13 protein-coding genes and 1 pseudogene are annotated in these 16,916 nt (G+C 54.5%); 4 read left to right on the top strand and 10 right to left on the bottom strand.

The window, feature by feature from the left end; genetic code table 11:
* Window positions 1–145: 145 nt before the first annotated feature.
* Window positions 146–994: a Cof-type HAD-IIB family hydrolase gene (locus IDM49_RS01435; protein WP_190724774.1), complete on the bottom strand. Its 849-nt coding sequence runs from the start codon at window positions 992–994 to the stop codon at window positions 146–148.
* Window positions 995–1,201: 207 nt separating this feature from the next.
* Between IDM49_RS01435 and IDM49_RS01430 the strand changes: the two genes are divergently transcribed.
* Window positions 1,202–1,876, top strand: a complete 675-nt coding sequence (locus tag IDM49_RS01430; RefSeq protein ID WP_190724773.1) for a metal-dependent transcriptional regulator — start codon at window positions 1,202–1,204, stop codon at window positions 1,874–1,876.
* A gap of 157 nt (window positions 1,877–2,033) precedes the next feature.
* Here IDM49_RS01430 and IDM49_RS01425 read toward each other — a convergent pair whose 3' ends face one another.
* The 3 genes from IDM49_RS01425 to IDM49_RS01415 form a co-directional block, all read right to left on the bottom strand.
* Window positions 2,034–2,858 (bottom strand): metal ABC transporter permease, encoded by an 825-nt coding sequence (locus IDM49_RS01425; protein ID WP_228008212.1) that lies wholly within the window; start codon window positions 2,856–2,858, stop codon window positions 2,034–2,036.
* 43 nt (window positions 2,859–2,901) lie between these two features.
* Complete coding sequence (locus tag IDM49_RS01420) at window positions 2,902–3,630, bottom strand: metal ABC transporter ATP-binding protein (protein WP_190724771.1); 729 nt, start codon at window positions 3,628–3,630, stop codon at window positions 2,902–2,904.
* A 103-nt stretch (window positions 3,631–3,733) separates the two neighbouring features.
* Window positions 3,734–4,678: a metal ABC transporter substrate-binding protein gene (locus IDM49_RS01415; protein ID WP_190724770.1), complete on the bottom strand. Its 945-nt coding sequence runs from the start codon at window positions 4,676–4,678 to the stop codon at window positions 3,734–3,736.
* Between the two features lie 207 nt (window positions 4,679–4,885).
* On the opposite strand from IDM49_RS01415, the gene IDM49_RS01410 reads away from it, so the two are divergent.
* A complete protein-coding gene (locus IDM49_RS01410) occupies window positions 4,886–6,463 on the top strand; it encodes an FMN-binding glutamate synthase family protein (protein WP_190724769.1) in 1,578 nt (525 codons plus the stop codon).
* Between the two features lie 85 nt (window positions 6,464–6,548).
* Here the strand turns inward: IDM49_RS01410 and IDM49_RS01405 are convergent, their stop codons facing one another.
* Window positions 6,549–7,991, bottom strand: a complete 1,443-nt coding sequence (locus IDM49_RS01405) for a glycoside hydrolase family 1 protein (RefSeq protein WP_190724768.1) — start codon at window positions 7,989–7,991, stop codon at window positions 6,549–6,551.
* 27 nt (window positions 7,992–8,018) lie between these two features.
* The gene (locus IDM49_RS01400) at window positions 8,019–9,989 is read right to left on the bottom strand and encodes a beta-glucoside-specific PTS transporter subunit IIABC (protein WP_190724767.1); all 1,971 of its coding nucleotides are present in this window, start codon (window positions 9,987–9,989) and stop codon (window positions 8,019–8,021) included.
* A gap of 653 nt (window positions 9,990–10,642) precedes the next feature.
* Between IDM49_RS01400 and IDM49_RS01395 the strand changes: the two genes are divergently transcribed.
* Window positions 10,643–11,842: a globin domain-containing protein gene (locus IDM49_RS01395; RefSeq protein ID WP_190724766.1), complete on the top strand. Its 1,200-nt coding sequence runs from the start codon at window positions 10,643–10,645 to the stop codon at window positions 11,840–11,842.
* 240 nt (window positions 11,843–12,082) lie between these two features.
* On the opposite strand, the gene serS is transcribed toward IDM49_RS01395, so the two are convergent.
* Window positions 12,083–13,387 carry a serine--tRNA ligase gene (gene serS, locus IDM49_RS01390; protein WP_190724765.1) on the bottom strand — a complete coding sequence of 435 codons (1,305 nt, stop codon included), beginning with the start codon at window positions 13,385–13,387 and terminating at the stop codon, window positions 12,083–12,085.
* Between the two features lie 154 nt (window positions 13,388–13,541).
* On the opposite strand from serS, the gene IDM49_RS01385 reads away from it, so the two are divergent.
* On the top strand, window positions 13,542–14,642 hold the full coding sequence (locus IDM49_RS01385) for a diacylglycerol/lipid kinase family protein (protein ID WP_190724764.1): 1,101 nt from the start codon (window positions 13,542–13,544) through the stop codon (window positions 14,640–14,642).
* Between the two features lie 77 nt (window positions 14,643–14,719).
* On the opposite strand, the gene IDM49_RS12180 is transcribed toward IDM49_RS01385, so the two are convergent.
* The 3 genes and pseudogenes from IDM49_RS12180 to pheA all read right to left on the bottom strand — a co-directional run bounded on the left by IDM49_RS12180 (window position 14,720) and on the right by pheA (window position 16,731).
* Window positions 14,720–15,076 (bottom strand): DUF559 domain-containing protein, encoded by a 357-nt coding sequence (locus IDM49_RS12180; RefSeq protein ID WP_228008262.1) that lies wholly within the window; start codon window positions 15,074–15,076, stop codon window positions 14,720–14,722.
* A gap of 444 nt (window positions 15,077–15,520) precedes the next feature.
* Window positions 15,521–15,631: pseudogene (locus tag IDM49_RS12520) on the bottom strand (type IV toxin-antitoxin system AbiEi family antitoxin domain-containing protein); the annotation flags it as partial.
* Between the two features lie 146 nt (window positions 15,632–15,777).
* On the bottom strand, window positions 15,778–16,731 hold the full coding sequence (gene pheA / locus IDM49_RS01375) for a prephenate dehydratase (protein ID WP_190724762.1): 954 nt from the start codon (window positions 16,729–16,731) through the stop codon (window positions 15,778–15,780).
* Between the last annotated feature and the right edge of the window lie 185 nt (window positions 16,732–16,916).

Raw genomic sequence — 16,916 nt, 5'->3', positions numbered from 1 at the left:
GATGTGACGTTTGCCCATGCTGAGAGCGTATTTTGCAACCGCAAGAACGCTAGGCATGGCGAGAGCACAGGACGCCTATCCCGCTCTCGCAGACCAGGCGTCCTGACGGGCGAATACCGCCCAGCAGCTCCAGCGCGCCGCAGGTTTACAACAGGGATTTGAGGGTGTGCGCCACGCCGTCCTCGTAGACGCTGAGCGTGACTTCCTTAGCTACCTTGATCACTTCGTCAGGCGCCTCACCCATTGCCACGCCACGCGCCGCCCAGTGGATCATCTCTTTGTCATTGTGACCGTCGCCAATGGCGATAGTATGCGCGGGGTCTACTCCGAGTTTACGACGCAGGTGTTCCAGCGCGGATGCCTTTGAGACACCGTGCGCAGCGATGTCCAGCCAAGCGCTCCAGCCCACGGAGTAGTTCACACCGTGCAGACCGGCATGGTAGATAGCCTGCTGAAACTCGTCCTGATCAACATTCTCTGCAAAGAGGACGACGCGGGTTGCCTCATTCATGGTGAACAGTTCTTCTTTGTTAACGCGAATGGCGGTGGACCCGAAGTTACCATCTTCAAAATCTGCGGTTGCGTAGATTTCACCGCTGGGAACTTCTACTGCCATTTGGGCGTAGGGAACTTTTTCGGAGAGCAGTTTGAGGGCGCGTGTGGGATTGAAGTGTACGCAGTCAAAGACGCGCAAGCCGTCTTTATAAGCAGGGCTCAAAACGTAGGTGACTGCACCGTTTGAGGTGACCATGAAGCCTTTATCTAGCCCTAGCATCTGGGCGATAGGATGCGCCGCCTGACGTGAGCGTCCAGTGGAGATAATGACGTGGTGGCCAGCGTTCATGACCTGTTGAACGGTTTCTTTGACGGCGTCGTTCATAGTGCCGTCGTGCTTGACCAAAGTGCCGTCGATGTCGAGAGCGATGAGGTACGTTGCGCCTTCTTCTTTATGCCAGTTGCCTTCAACGGGCGGGTGTACGCGCAGATTTTCCATAAGTATCACTGTTTCATTGTGAGTTTTTTCTTTAGTCTACAGATGGAATCTGGCTAAATTCGACGTGAATTTTCCTCAGGCGTAATCGCAGAGCACCTCGCGCAAAAAGCAACTTTCCGTGGATTTGCGCTGTAAAAACGTCCAAATTACAGCGCAAATCCACGGAAAGTGCGTTTGGCTGTCTTTATAAAAGCTAAAGTTAGTCCCATGCCTTTATCAGATCTTTCCGAGAGCACTCAGAACTACCTGAAGACCATCTGGGGTCTTACCGAGTGGTCGGATGAGTCCGTCACTACCTCGCGCATCGCCGAGAAAACCGGCCTGCGCTTATCGAGTGTTTCGGACGCACTCAAGCGACTGAGCAAGGCAGGGTTGGTTATCCACCAGCCCTACAGTGCCATTGAGCTCACGGCTGAGGGTCGCACCTACGCGGTTGAAATGGTGCGCCGCCACCGCTTGATTGAGACCTTCCTCGTAGAGACTCTCGGGTACGGCTGGGACCAGGTACACGATGAAGCCGAGGTACTAGAGCACTCAGTGTCTGATAAATTCATTGCTCACATTGATGAGCTGTTGGACAACCCCACCAAGGATCCTCACGGCGACCCTATCCCCACCGCGTCCGGCGTATTTAGCGACACCGACGCGCACACCCTCCTTCACTGCCCCGTGGGGTCAAAGGTAAAGGTGGAACGCATCGATGACGATGACGCTGACCTGTTGCGCTTCTTCGCCGACCGCAAGGTAGCGCCCGGTGCGGTGCTCACTGTCAAAGAACCAGAGCCCTTTTCAGATTCGCTCTCCATTGAAGCAGACGGGCAGCTCATGACGTTGGGCCGGTACGCGGCAGCCGCACTTTTTGTGTCAGGATGCGAAGAGTAAATTTTCACTGACGCCACCAGACGCACAGTTGCCAGCCGACCCTCCCGCCGTCTCGCGCTGGGTGCTCGAATGCGATACACGTCAGCCCCAAGCCAGCTGGCAACATTGTGCGCCTCAGGGCGTCCATCAATCCATTACTCCCAAATTATGCAGTCGACTACATCACCTGAGTTTTCGTTTTCTTGCCACGCACCCAAGTGCTCACTAACCCATAGCGGGGGCTTGCAAGGTAAACAACGGTGAAGATGATCCCCTGTACCAAAACCACTGCACCACCAGGGGAAACATCAATGTAGTAGCTCAGATACAGCCCTACAATCGATCCGATGGCAGAGACTATTGGTGCGATTATCAGCATCCGCGAGAACTTGTTTGTGAGCATACGCGCGGTGGCACCGGGAATGATGAGCATGGCAACCACCAGAATTACACCCACAATTTGCAGTGCGAGCACGTTGGTAAGTGCAAGCATCACCAATAGGACGCCGCTGATTATGTGCGGGCGCAGTCCGATAGCCTGCGTGTAGTTGGGGTCGAAGGCAACGAGAACAAAGTCTTTGCGTTTGATCAGCAAAACCGCTGAAACAAGCAGTCCGAGCACCGTTATTTGTAGAACGTCAGCCGTTGAAATGCCTAGGACGTTGCCAAAGAGAATGTGGTTGAGGTCGGTGTGCGACGGCGTGGCAGAAATGAGCACCAGCCCCAGCGCAAAGAGGGTGGTGAAGACGATGCCGATGGCGGTGTCTTCGGCGATGCGCCGCGTCCCTCGTCTGATGCCCCACATGAGAGTCACTGCCACGAGGGCTGCTACTAGCGCACCCACGGCAAAGGGGGCCCCCACGATGTAGGCAATCACCACTCCCGGTAGTACGGCGTGGGAAATCGCATCGCCCATGAGCGACCACCCCATGAGAACTAGCCAGCAAGAGAGCAAAGAGCACGTTACTGCCATGAGGACGGTGGCGATTAGCGCTCGTTGCATGAATTCGAAGGTGAGCGGTTCAAGCAGAAAATTCACGGTTGACCTACGCTTTCGTCTGTCCGCTAAAGGCTTGCATGATGTTTTCGGAGGTGAGCACGTGCTCCGGTGTGCCGTGCATGAGGATGGTGCGACGCATGAGCGCAGCTTCATCGATCATTTGGGTGAGAGAGGGAAGGTCGTGTGATGACACCAAAACGGTGGCGCCGTGTGATGCGAGTTCGCGCAGCACCTGGCCGAGCATTTGTTCGCTAGCATAATCCACACCTGCAAAGGGTTCATCGAGCAGAAGGACGCGTGCTTGCTGGGCGATAGCGCGAGCGACGAACGCTCGCTTGCGCTGTCCGCCGGAGAGCTCGCCGATTTGCCGGTGGGTGTAGTCAGTTAGAGCAACTTGTTCGAGTGCGTGTTCCACGTGCCGTTCGTGGCGGCGGTTGAGCTTGCGAGTGATTCCGAGCTTGCCGTAGAGACCCATTGCGACAACTTCGCGAACGGAAATCGGAAAGCCCCAGTCAATCTCTTCACTTTGTGGCACATAGCTGACTAGACCGGCTGAGCGGGCTTTTTCAGGCGTCATTCCAGCGATGCGGACTTCACCCGTTTCGCAGGGCACAACGCCCATGGTGGCTTTGAAGAGGCTGGATTTTCCTGAGCCGTTCATGCCTACGAGGCCGCAGACCACGCCGGGGTAGAGTTGTAGGGATGCGTGGTTGAGAGCTCGCACGCTTCCATAGCTCACGCTCACATCGCGTATATCAAGGGCGGGATGGTTCACCTGTTCTCCTTGGGATAAGACCCCGCGTGAGGTACCGGTAGAGTCTTCTCATGGCATCCGGTATCTGTCGGCACCTCACACGGGAAGTTCTGGGGTATCTGCTCTATTTTTCGGGTGTTTCAGCAGCTGCATCACCGCCGGTTAGTCCGCGCGCGATAGTTTCTGCATCGTGTTTGAGCAGGTCAACGTAGGTGGGCACGGGGCCGTTTTCCTCAGACAGTGAGTCCACATAGAGCACTCCCCCGAAGGACGCGTCGGTTGCATCCACCACCTGCTTCATGGCGTGGTCAGAAACTGTTGATTCGCAGAAGACCGCGCGAACTTTATCTGCCTTGACCGCATCAATGACGTGGCTGACTTGGCTCGGTGTTGCCTGCGCGTGTGAGTTCACCGCCCACAGGTACTCTTCGTTGAGTCCGGCGTCCTTGGCGAGATAGCTAAATGCACTCTCACAGGTAACCAGTGTGCGTTGGGACTTTTCCAGTGGCTTGAGGTCATTCAGCAAATCGTGATGCACGCTTGCAAGCTCTTGCTTGTAGCTTCGGGCGTTCTCGCGGAACTCGTCGGCGTGCGCCGGATCAAGATCAGCAAAAGCTTTCGCCATGTTATCTACGTAAACCTGCGCATTCACGGGGCTCATCCACGCGTGCGGGTTGGGGGTGGATGCGGCGTCCCCCTCAGCGATAGCGATGGGTTCAATACCGTCGCTCACCGTGATGTGCTGCGCATCGGAGTCTTGAATGAACTTCTCAAACCAGCTCTCGAGATTCAGCCCGTTATCGAGCACCAAGTCAGCATCGTGCGCCTTGCGAATGTCACTGGGAGTCGGCTCATATTCGTGAATTTCAGCGCCGGGCTTAGTCAGCGACTCTACCTCTAGGTAGTCATCGGCAACATTCTGCGCCATATCTTCTAAAACGGTAAAGGTGGTGAGCACGCGCGGTTTTTCGGCTTCAGAGGGTGCCGCTTGCCCGCATCCGCTCAGAGCAAGAACACCGACGGTAAGAAAACTGGTAAGGGCTAGAAGGCGAGGTGAACGGTGTTTCATGAGCTTTCTTTACTGACGTTTGGTGAGGGTAAACACGGTCTTTCAACCGATGCGGTTAACCATAGAACAAAATTGTTCGTTTAGGCGAACAATTTTTGAAAGTGTCGCGCATCCACCGTCATTAAAAGAATTCCCAGCAAGAACGAGTAACCTACACATGTACCTCATCGCCGAGAACCAAAAACATACAGCAGAAAGTTTTTACTTATGTCCAGCAAACTCTCCGTAGCGTTAGGCAAGGTAGCCTTAGCTTCTGGTTCAGCTATCGGCGCTGTTGCAGCGCACGATATTCTGCAGAAAAAGCATGCGGTTCTCCGCAACTATCCCGTGCTTGGTCACGCGCGCTATTTTATGGAGAAAATCCGCCCCGAGTTGCACCAGTACTTCATCGAGAACAACTACGACGGCCGCCCTTTCGACCGCGACACCCGTTCAATGATCTATGAATACGCTAAAGATTTGGGCGGTGAAAAAGCGTTCGGTACCGAACGTAAGCCACAGACCGAAGGCTACGAGTCTATTCGTCACGCAATGATGCCTGTCGAGCAGATGAAGGTTGCTCCCACTATTCGCCTGGGTGGTCCCGACTGCACTCAGCCCTACGATATTTCGCTGTTTAACATCTCATCCATGAGCTTTGGCGCACTTTCAGCCAACGCGGTTTTGGCAATGAATAAGGGCGCCGCTATGGGCGGTTTCGCGCAAGAAACCGGCGAGGGCGGCCTCACCAAGTATCATCTCGAGCACAATGCAGATTTGATCTGGGAGTTTGGTTCTGGTTACTTCGGGTGCCGCACTGAAGACGGCAAGTTCGACCCCGAGATTTTTGCCAAGAAAGCAAACTATCCTCAGGTCAAAGGCATTTTGATTAAGCTATCTCAGGGCGCAAAGCCGGGTCTCGGCGGCGTGCTACCGGGTTCCAAAGTAACCGCCGAAATTGCTGAGGCACGCGGCGTGCCCGAGGGCGAAGACTGCATCAGCCCCGCTGCGCACTCAGCATTCAGCACCCCCATTGAGCTCATGCACTTTATCAAGCAGTTGCGCGAACTTTCCAACGGCAAGCCCATCGGTATCAAGTTCTGTGTTGGCTCCACCATCGAGGTTCTTTCACTCTGCAAGGCAATGCTCGAAACCGGCATCACCCCCGACTGGATCACCGTTGACGGCGCTGAAGGCGGCACCGGTGCAGCGCCCATCGAGTTCGAAGACACCGTAGGTGCAACCCTCACCGATGGCCTCTACATTGTGCAAAACGCCCTCGTGGCAGCAGGTCTGCGCGATAAAATTTCCATCGGCGCAGCGGGCAAAATCGCTGGCGGCGCAGACATCATCAAGCGTCTTGCGCTCGGTGCTGACTTCACCAACTCCGCCCGCGGCATGATGATGGCAACCGGCTGCATCCAGGCACAAAAATGCAACCTCAACACCTGCCCCACCGGCGTCACCAGCCAGAACCCCTGGCTCTCCCGCGGCGTGGACGTCGATGACAAGGGCGTGCGCGTACGCAACTACCACGCGGGCGTCATCAACTCGGCAACCCGTCTGCTCGCATCCATGGGCCTGTACTCGTTCCAGGAGCTCAGCCCAGAGCACGTTATTCACCGCACCAGCGTCACCCATAGCCAGTCGCTGGCAAAGATTTACAACTGGCTTGAACCGGGGTCGTTCTTGGACGGCACCGCCCACGACGATTGGATGAGCTGGTGGGAACGCGCGGACGCCTCAAGCTTCGCGGTTTCGCACAAGCAGCATCAGCGTGCAAGCACCTTGCAGAACGCCAAATAAAATAGCCAACCGATAGTTATCACAAGGGGGTGTGGACTTTGCAAAAGTCCACACCCCCTTGAGTTGAGGTACCCAACTCACTGCGTTAGTTGTGCGAGTAGGTAGGCTTCCAGTCTTTAGCAGGTAGCTTGTTGGTCTTGATAAGTTCCTGATACCAGAAGAAGGAATCCTTGCGGTAACGATCCAGAGTCTTCAGGTCGAACTCATCGCGGTCAACATAGATAAAGCCGTAGCGCTTAGCGATGCCCTGGTGAGTTGAAATCAGGTCAATCGCGCTCCACGGTGAGTAGCCCAGAACGTCTACACCATCGCTGATAGCTTCCTGGGTCTGCTCAAGGTGCTGACGCAGGTAGTCGATGCGGTAGTCGTCGTGCACGCGTCCGTCGTCGGTGAGCTTGTCGAAAGCGCCCAGTCCGTTTTCGGTGACAATCAGCGGCAGGTGGTAGCGGTCCCAGATAGCACGGTAGGTCATGCGCATACCCACAGGGTCGATTTCCCAGCCGAACTCGGTCATGCCCAAATTGGGGTTTGAGACTGCCTTGTAGATGCCCTCTTCACCTTCAGAAATCTGCTGGTCAGCTGCTTCTGAACGTTCGGATGCGCCACCGCCGAAAGGCGCGTCCGCAACGGTTGCGGTGTTGTAGTAGTTGAAGGCGATGAAGTCGGGCTTCGCTGACTTCAGAATCTCCATGTCACCGTCAGCGATTTCGGGAGTAGTGCCCTTTTCTTCCATAATTGACCACGCCAGTGAGTTGTATTCACCGCGCACCGCCAAATCGAGGTAGAGCCAGTTACGTACAGCGTTGTAGTTGTCCGCCGCAATGACATCCTCGGGCTTTGAGGATGCCGGGTATACGTAAGCGATGTTCGGTGCGGGGCCAATCTTTGCCTGCGGGTGCATTTCGTGCAGCATCGCCATGGTCTTAGCCTGAGCCACGAACATATTGTGGTTGTACTGGTTCAGTTGCTGCTCGGTAGTGTCTGCGGGGAAGACACCAATGGTCGGGCCGTGCAGAATCATCATGTTCTGCTCGTTGATGGTCAGCCAGTAGTTGACCTTCTCTCCGTATTCCTTGAAGAGAATCTCGGAAAAGCGAACAAAGGCATCCGCGGTTTCGCGCTGAGCCCAACCGCCCTTAGCTTCAAGAGCTGCGGGGGTATCGAAGTGGAACATGGTGACGATGGGCTCGATGTTGTGCTTGCGCAGCTCGTCGATGACCTCGTGGTAGTGATCAATCGCCGCCTGGTTAATATCACCGTCGCCGTCGGGAATGATGCGTGACCAAGCAATGGAGAAGCGGTAGGCGCGGAAGCCCATCTCAGCCATGAGGGCGATGTCTTCTTTGAACCGATGGTAGTGGTCGACGCCGTCCTTGAAGTCGCTGGTACCCTCGGGCATGTCTTCTTTGAGGTCAATGGCGATGGGTCCGCGGCCGTCCTCGTTCCACGCGCCTTCTACCTGGTAGGCAGAGGTCGACGCTGACCAGAGGAATCCCTCGGGGAAAGCTTTGAGTTCTTTACGATACATACCTTGTTATTCCTTTCTAAAAAATGTTTAGCGCTCAACGATGACGGCGAGTTCGCCGGCAGTGAGGTTCTTGTCGGTGAGCGGTTGAATGGTAGAGAAGCTACCGGAGTTAGTGATGATGGTGTCTTGGTAGCCCGCTGTAGCAACCGCGTTACGATCGAAGGTCACCAGCGGCTGACCAGACTGAACGGCGTCGCCCTTATGAACGTGCATGGTAAAGCCTTCACCGTTCATCGCAACAGTATCGATACCCACGTGAACCAGCACTTCAACACCGGTGTCTGACTTAATGCCGTAGGCGTGACCGGAATCCAGCGCAGTAACGACCTTGCCCGAGATGGGTGCGTAAACATTGCCATCAACAGGCTTGATTGCTACGCCCTGCCCCATCGCACCGGAAGAGAACACGGGATCATCGACCTGCGAAAGCGCCATTGATTCACCGCTGGCAGCCGCCACCAAGTCAGTGGTGTGAGCATCCTCAGCAGGCAGAATAACGGTCGCGTTCGCGGGGACAACCTGGGCGTCGGCATCCACAACCTTCTTATCAGCGGGAAGAGATTCACCGAGAACCGACTTGTTGGGGTCAACGTCCAAGGAGGTTTTGCGGTCTTCTTCAGCGGCTATCTGTGCCTTGGGCATACCGAAGAAGTAGGTCAAGGTGAAACCAATGATGATAGCGGTTGCCACACCAACAAGCTGCAAGGCGAAATTACCCTTTTCGAGGAAGGCAGGCAACGTCAGCAAGGATGAGAAAACGTTAGCGGTAGCGGCTGAACCACCTGATGCCGCGATAGCACCACCGATAGCACCACCTGCAATACCGAAGATGAAAGGACGCTTGAGAGGTAGGTTAACACCGTAGACCAAAGGTTCAGTCACACCCGAGAAGAATGCCGAGATCGAGGTGGGCAGCGCCAGATCGCGAAGCTTTTTGTCTTTGGTGCGAAGTGCAACCGCAAGAGAAGCAGCGCACTGGGCGACAACAGCAGATGGCAACGGACCAAAGAGCAAGCTGTAACCGTTCTTTGCAAGTTCTTCTAGCATGATGGGCGAGATGCCCCAGTGCAAACCGAACATCACGAAGACCTGCCAGAAACCACCCATAATAGCGCCACCCAGCCACGGTGCAGGACCCCAGATCCAGGTTAGAGCACCAGCAACCAAACCTGTTGCGAAGTTAATGATCGGACCGATAACGGTGAGAGTCAGCAGACCAACAACCAAAACAACAATGGTCGGAGTCATGAAGTTACGCATCCACGATGGCAAAACCTTGTTCAGGCGAGGCTCAATGAGGCTCTGGAACCAGACAGCCACAATAATGGGAAACACCGAGTATGAATAAGGAGCCATAACCACGGGAATACCGAACAGATGGACGGGGTCTCCTGCCTCATACATTCCCGAGATGGTAGTTGTTTGCAAGAAAGCAGCAATAGCCATCGATGACGCGTAGTTCACCTTGAAGTGCTTAGCAGCTGATACTGAAAGCACAATCGGCAAGAAGAACATTAAGCCGTCGCCGAGAGCAGCCAGAATTAAATAGGTCTGCGACTCAGTGTCAAGTAGCGGAATGCCCACGGTGAACAGCGCCAAAAAGGCCTTGATAAGACCAACTGCAGCGAGCGTCCAAACTACCGGACTAAATACCCCAGAAATCATGGCGATAAAGCGGTTAAGCGGTGAACCCTTATTGCCTTCTTCATCAGCGGCAACACTACCCTCACCTGCACCCAACGATGTGCGAGCCATAATCGCGTCATACGCAGAGACAACGTTATTGCCAATAACTACCTGGTAGAGACCAGCAGACTTCATCACCGTAATGACGCCATCCAACTTCTCAATCTCAGCGGTCTGAGCAAGATCGCGGTCACGCAGGTTAAAACGTAGACGCGTTGCACAGTGCGCTAGGGAATTAATGTTCTTCTCCCCGCCGACAAGCTCCAGCACCTTGGTACCTAGAGCGGCGTAGTCAACCTTCGTTGAGGCCACAGCATTCTCCTTGGAATACACGGCAAGCCCGGGGCCGAAACTTAACCTGAACTACCGCCAGGATGCATTGACGTTGCGTCCGTGTGCGGGTTCAAATCAATCCGGTGCCGGGGTCTTTTTCGTTGCCGATAGCTCCTACCAGTGCTGGGTGAAAGCTCCAAAGAAACAAAAAAGACCCAAGCGCAACATGCAATGCATGAAGTGCTTAGGTCTTGCCTCCAGTACAGTTGCTCCCGCGTCAGCGCGAGATAACAACCGCCTAAGTAACAACCCTAGGATTGCCAGTTAAAAACTGTTATGTAGATAACCATAGCTCCGTCACAGTCAATGAACAAGAAGCGGAATACTGTTTTGACGTTATCTTCTCAGCACCTGTTCATCCCCCTGAGGTCTACACCCCAAATATTAACTGCTGCAACAAGGCAAAACACGCGAATATTACCTTAGCCCACATCTTTCCTACTAGTGGGAAAAGCATTAACGATACCCGTGCTGCATGTTTAGGTCGCTATGATAATTTACACAAGATATTAAGTTTTTAACATGCAAATATTCTTCCCCTACTGCGCTATGTTCGAAATGAAGATAATTCATCTGTTTCTATGACATTTTCACATAGTTAGATTCCAGCCACTCACCGTGAGAGGAAAAGCGTGCTTTCCGAGTCTTCTCGTCCCATTATCGAATCGACTTTGCAAACTATTGCTGAGCGTATCAATGACATCACCGTCATCTTTTATCGGAAGATGTTTGAATACCACCCGGAACTCATGGACGGCATGTTTTCTCGCGCGGATCAAGCTGAAGGCATTCAGCCTCGCGCTCTTGCAGGATCAGTCCCCGTTTTCGCCTCTTACATCCTGGCTAACCCTGATTCGTACCCCGATGAGATGCTGGCGCGAATCGCCCACAAGCACGCATCGTTGGGGGTAACCGCTGACCAGTACGAGATTGTCTACAAGTATCTTTTTGCCGCAATTGCAGAGAACTTGGGAGACGCTTGTACACCAGAAATTGCAGAAGCCTGGACCGAGGTCTACTGGCTCATGGCAGATGTCCTCGTAAAAATCGAAAAGGGTCTCTACGACGGTCAGAAAAACGACGTCATACACTCTAACTTCAAGCTGGTGTCACGCAAAGAAGCTGGCACCAGCGTCCTTGACATGATTTTCGAACCTGCAGATAGTACCGTCATGTCTGATGCCGTTGCTGGGCAGTACGTCACCGTCATCGTGAAAACCGAGGATGGTCTGCGTCAGCCTCGTCAGTATACGCTCCTTCCCAGCGCACAGAACCAGCGTCGTATCGCGGTCAAGCAGAATGAGGACGGCGAAGTTTCACCTATGCTCCACAAACTAGAGGTTGGGGATATCATTGAAATTTCTAACCCCTACGGCGACGTTGTGCTCGGTGGCTATAGCGATCAAGATTCACAGCCTCTTTATCTTTTCTCTGCCGGAATCGGAATCGTTCCCATGGTCGCATTCTTAGCTGAGCTGAAGAAAAATCATTCAAAGCGCAGCGTCGTTGCCGTACACGCAGATAGTTCCTCAGAGGCCTGGCCTTTACGCGAAGAATACTTGAAACTAGTCGCAGAACTAGATGATGCAAAAGCCATCTCTTTTCTCAAAGATGGCGAAGGCGATTTTCAAGGTGAAGTACGCGTCGAGTCTCTAGACATGCCCAGACTCGCTTCTGTCTACATGTGTGGACCACTGAGCTACATGCAAAGCGTACGTTCTGCTCTCGTTCAGCAAGGCATACCGGGAAGGAACATCCAGTATGAAATCTTCGGCCCGGATCAGTGGATACTTCGAGCAACGCGCCGCTCCATGCGAGGCAATAGAGTCTAATCCCATAAAATGCTGTCATTCTAACTTCAGCGACTAACATAAAAAGCCCCTGCTTATTCCCAGGATCTGCTTGTCTATAAAAGATAGGCAGGAGAGGGAAAGCAGGGGCATTGTTTCTTTAAAACAATTACTCAGTAGCTACCGGATAATCTCCGTCTGATTCACTGACGCTTGGCACCTGACCACAAACTTTATTTCCTCGCTCGGAAAACTTGCGCTCAGTGTATGAAGATCGCGTCCTTACTCAGCTACCGGAATAACCTCTGCGCCACCCATATAGGGGCGAAGAGCCTCAGGAATGCGAATGGAGCCGTCCTTCTGCTGGTGGGTTTCCATGATTGCAACCAACCAACGAGTAGTCGCCAGAGTACCGTTCAGAGTTGCAACGGTACGGGTTGCGCCCTTCTTGGTCTTGCCGTTAGCGTCCACGGTGTCTGCCATGCGCTCACGGATGTTCAGACGACGAGCCTGGTAAGTGGTGCAGTTAGAGGTAGAGGTCAGTTCGCGGTAAGTGCCCTGGGTGGGAACCCATGCCTCACAGTCGAACTTACGCGCAGCTGATGAGCCGAGGTCGCCGGCCGCAGTATCAATGACGCGGTAGGACAACTCGCACTTGGCAAGCATCTCCTCTTCCCACGCCAGCATCTTTTGGTGCATTTCTTCTGCCTCTTCAACGGGGCAGTACACAAACATTTCAGCCTTGTTGAACTGGTGCACACGAATGATACCGCGGGTATCTTTACCCGCTGAGCCAGCTTCGCGACGGTAGCAGGATGACCAGCCAAGGTACTTCTTAGCGCCCTTGGAGAAGTCGATAATCTCGTCCGCATGGTAGCCAGCAAGAGCAACCTCAGAGGTACCCACCAGGTAGAGGTCATCGCGCTCAAGACGGTAAATCTCATCATCGTGAGCAACGTTGAAGCCGGTGCCGTTCATAACTTCAGGACGCACGAGGGTGGGAGTGGTCATCATAGTGAAGCCATTAGCGGTTGCCTGGTCGAGCGCCATCCACATCAGAGCCTGCTCAAGGCGAGCGATCTGGCCCTTCAAGAAGTAGAAACGCGCACCAGAAACCTTAGCGCCGCGCTGCATATCGATACCGTCTACAAGCTCACCAATTTCAAGGTGATCGCGGGGCTCAAAACCTTCAGCTTCAAAGTCGCGAGGAGTACCAACGGTCTTTACAGTCTTGAAGTCATCCTCACCACCGGTAGGCACACCGTCGATAATGAGGTTGCCGACGCGGTTGAGCAACTCATCAATGGTTACCTGCGCTTTCTCGTTAGCGGCCTTAGCCTCACCAACGCGCTTCGCCAGCTCTTTAACCTCGGCAAGAAGCGCCTGCTTCTCATCGCCAGAAGCCTTAGCCACCTTCTTACCGAAAGCGTTCTGCTCAGCACGCAATGACTCGTACTCGCCAATAGCACTGCGTCGTGCTGAATCGGCCTCAAGAATCTGATCAATCAGAGACTCGTCAGCAAGGCGAGCGCGCTGAGAATTACGGAACAGGTCAGGATTTTCACGAAGAAGGTTAATGTCAATCACGGTGTTAAATTTACCGCACGGACATGAGGTATGCCCAATGTTCAGGCTTATCGCTCGCTTCTTTACACAAGCATCCAAGAAAAGCCCCCTTAGTTTCGGGTGCAACGTATGCTAGCGTCATTACTTTCACCCAAAACCAACTATGCTTATAGATATGTTTTCACCTTCATTGCCCACCTCGCTCAAAAGTAAAAAAGCTTTGTTCACCGGCGCCGGCGTGGCATTTCTCGGATTCACCACGCTGAGCGCAATCAGCCTCAAGCAGGTGCTCTACCATCGCCCCGACCTCATTCCGATGGCGAGCCTTCTCTACACACCGCTACAACCCACCGAACCCAAGCAGGTGGGCGTGGTCTACAACCCCTCCAAGACGCGTGCGCAGCCCGCGTTGCACCTCATCTTCCGGGCGCTCTCCGAGGCAGGCTGGCCCCCGGCAAACCTCTACGAAACCACCATTGAAGACCCAGGCGTCTCCATGGCCGAACAAGCAGTTGAAGAAGGCGCCGAACTCGTCCTCGTTGTTGGCGGCGACGGCACCGTCAGCGCCGTGGCAGCGGCAATGCGCGAAACCGAAATACCCATGGGGATCGTGCCCATGGGCACCGGCAACCTGCTCGCACGCAACCTCGGTTACAACGTGCACGACATCAGCGCCTGCGTCAACACCGCCCTGTTCGGCAAGGAACGCCTGGTCGACACAGTGCGCCTGAATACCGACTTCATTGACGGAAGCCACGACGAACGCGACTTCCTCGTCATGGGCGGCGCCGGATTCGACGCACTCATCATGACCGACACCAACCCGCGCCTGAAATCCAGCCTCGGCGGTCTCGCGTACTTCATCGCCGCGTCCAAACACCTTGTGGCACGACGTCGACGCGTGCGCATCTCTATCGACGGTGGCAAAGCCTTCACCCGAAAGATGCGCGGCGTGCTAATCGCTAACTGCGGTGAAATTCAAGGCGGCATCAACCTAGCGTCAACCACCACCGCCTCCGACGGCAAACTCGAGGTCATTGTGCTGACCCCGCGTAGCCTGTGGGGCTGGCTGATGCTGGCGGGGCGCATCGCTACCCGCAATTACGGCGGACGCACCCCCGTCATCGACCATATGCTCGGCGCCGAAGTTTCCGTGGACTTCCTCAAGCACCCGCAGCCCGTCGAAGTTGACGGGGACATTCTCGGCGAAGCACAACGCGTCCACGCCGTGGTGCACCCCTCGGTGCTACGCGTGAACGTCTACGGGCGGAACTAGGTTCTTGGGATGAAATCACCGTTTTGGGTGCGATATGACACCTAAAACGGTGATTTCGTCCCAATAAGTTCTATACGTTAGGACGTCTGCCGCACCTTGACGCCGCTTTTCATGAGTTCTTGCCGCAGCGTCCACGGACTTTTCGTGATTTCGCCCCAACGCACACGAATAATCTTCCAACCATCGCGCTCTAATTCGCGCTGACGACGATGCTCGGCTCGGATAACGTCCTCTGGCTTGCCATATTTACCGGAATACTTCACCTCGCCATCGACCTCAAGAATTAGGCGCAGGTGTTCCCATATAAAATCCGGTCGATAGCGTGCACCCGCAGAGGTGAGAACTTCTCCCTGTTCAATGGGCATCTCCAGGTTCCAGTCATAGAGCAAGACTCGCACTAATGTTTCAGCCACTGACTCCGCGTGTGCGCTCATACGCTCAACGACCCTGCCAACACGTAAAGCACCCGGCCCACGTAGCCCCAAAATCGAGCTCTGAACCGCGACTCTATCGACCAGTCCCCGATGTAAAAACTGGTCAGCAATACATACAGCATCCCGATGAGGCAAAAACTTAGCACAATCTATAAGAGTATCTAGAGGCGATGTCACCCGCGCGTCTTCAATCCACCAGGTACGCTCCAAAACGTCAGAAGAACACCCGTGAACCCGAAGGTTCTCTCGGCTTTTTATGCCATACGTCGCACTAGAAATATGTACTTTATCAGGAAGATTCAAGAGCGAAATATCGTACATCATCGCCGCCGATTCGTGGCTTAAAACAGAACGGGGATGGCTTTTCGCTACCGCTACATGATGCGCATAGCAACGCTGAAAAATGCTGAACCCATTCCATATCGCAGCATCCACGTACACGCCGTGCCGGAGTTTAATAAGGCGTCCTCGCTCTACCCGACGGTAAATAGTGCTTGCACTGATTCCCAGCTGGCTGAGTTCAGCTGTTGTTTTGATGTGATCCCCTGTTTTCATGCTGACAGTCTGCACTATTTCCCGGATTCGGGGATGAGGTTACGAAAAAAGCTGTGGATAACTCAGTGTTATGGGATGAAATCACCGTTTTGGGTGCGAAATGGCACCTAAAACGGTGATTTCGTCCCAGAGATGCCCTCGAAAGGCTAAATCCCGTGTCGCAGATGCTCCGGGCGTCCTTCGGGGAACAGGGATTCCACCCAGTCGCGGGCGGCGTCGAACGCAGGATCCTGGTGGATGTCCTCGGTGACAGTGTTGCGCAGGTCGGCACGCGGGTACGAGCCGATGAACTTGATGCCGGGCGAGACTCGGTGCAGTCCGCGCAGGGCATCGCGCACACGGGCGTCGTAAATGTGGCCGTCTACGTCAATGGAAAAGAAATACGCGCCTAAGAATTCACCGGTTGGACGCGACTCAATGCGCGAGAGGTTGATGCCGCGGGTTGAGAACTGCTCCAGCAGATCAAGGAGCGCTCCGGGACGGTCTTCGGGTAGCGGCACCACGAGGGTGGTTTTATCGGCACCGGTGGGCGCAGGAATTTCGTGGTTACGAGCCACCAGCACAAAGCGCGTGACGGCGTGCTTGTTGTCGCCAATGTTGGATGCGAGTACCTCCAACTGCGGGTTCTGCTCGGCGACAATGGGTGAGCAAATAGCGGCTTCGTAGCCGGGGTTTTCGCTGGTGAGAAGCCCTAGCGCGGCGGCAGCTGTGGATGAGCCCGGCAGGTAGTGCGCATGGGGCACGGTCTGTTCGGCCCATTTGCGTACCTGCGCCCACGCGTGCGTGTGGGTGGAGATGGTTTGCATGTCATCGAGGGTGGTGCCCGGCGCTGCCACTAGCACGAACGAAATCGGCACAAGCACCTCGGCAATAATGCGCGCGTCCTGAGCTGAAGCAATCGCATCCAGCGTTGCTGTTACGCCGCCTTCAACGGAGTTTTCGATGGGAACCATTGCGGCGTCGACCTCGCCACCGAGCACTTTTTCAAGGGCTGCGGGAACAGATGTTGACGGGGTGCGGGTGGATTCCGCCGCTTTATCGACGCTCAGTAGAGCTTGTTCGGTGAAGGTTCCGGACGGTCCGAGGAAGGTGTAATGCATACCTTTTAGTGTATGGCGGCAGGTGTTGATGCGACGAAGCGAGGGTTCACGTTCTGAAACCTGCGGCGGCGAGTGGGCAGGATGCGAGCGCCTCGTTATCGGGCTTCTATTGGGGGTGGTGCGATGCCGGTTGAGCGCTGGCACTGCCCCTATATGACACGGTATTACAAAGGTTTTTCGAAAAA

The sequence above is a fragment of the Rothia terrae genome (genome assembly GCF_014705925.2).
Taxonomy (GTDB): Bacteria; Actinomycetota; Actinomycetes; order Actinomycetales; family Micrococcaceae; genus Rothia; species Rothia terrae.
Note: the sequence above shows the minus strand (reverse complement) of the source record. Positions and strands in the feature narration are given on the sequence as shown.

Coding starts and splice junctions, on each gene's coding strand:
- IDM49_RS01435 (WP_190724774.1), bottom strand. CDS start 994: ATGGAAAATCTGCGCGTACACCCGCCCGTTGAAGGCAACTGGCATAAA.
- IDM49_RS01415 (WP_190724770.1), bottom strand. CDS start 4,678: ATGAAACACCGTTCACCTCGCCTTCTAGCCCTTACCAGTTTTCTTACC.
- IDM49_RS12180 (WP_228008262.1), bottom strand. CDS start 15,076: ATGAGCGCACACGCGGAGTCAGTGGCTGAAACATTAGTGCGAGTCTTG.
- IDM49_RS01430 (WP_190724773.1), top strand. CDS start 1,202: ATGCCTTTATCAGATCTTTCCGAGAGCACTCAGAACTACCTGAAGACC.
- IDM49_RS01410 (WP_190724769.1), top strand. CDS start 4,886: ATGTCCAGCAAACTCTCCGTAGCGTTAGGCAAGGTAGCCTTAGCTTCT.
- IDM49_RS01385 (WP_190724764.1), top strand. CDS start 13,542: ATGTTTTCACCTTCATTGCCCACCTCGCTCAAAAGTAAAAAAGCTTTG.
- IDM49_RS01405 (WP_190724768.1), bottom strand. CDS start 7,991: ATGTATCGTAAAGAACTCAAAGCTTTCCCCGAGGGATTCCTCTGGTCA.
- pheA (WP_190724762.1), bottom strand. CDS start 16,731: ATGCATTACACCTTCCTCGGACCGTCCGGAACCTTCACCGAACAAGCT.
- IDM49_RS01425 (WP_228008212.1), bottom strand. CDS start 2,858: ATGCAACGAGCGCTAATCGCCACCGTCCTCATGGCAGTAACGTGCTCT.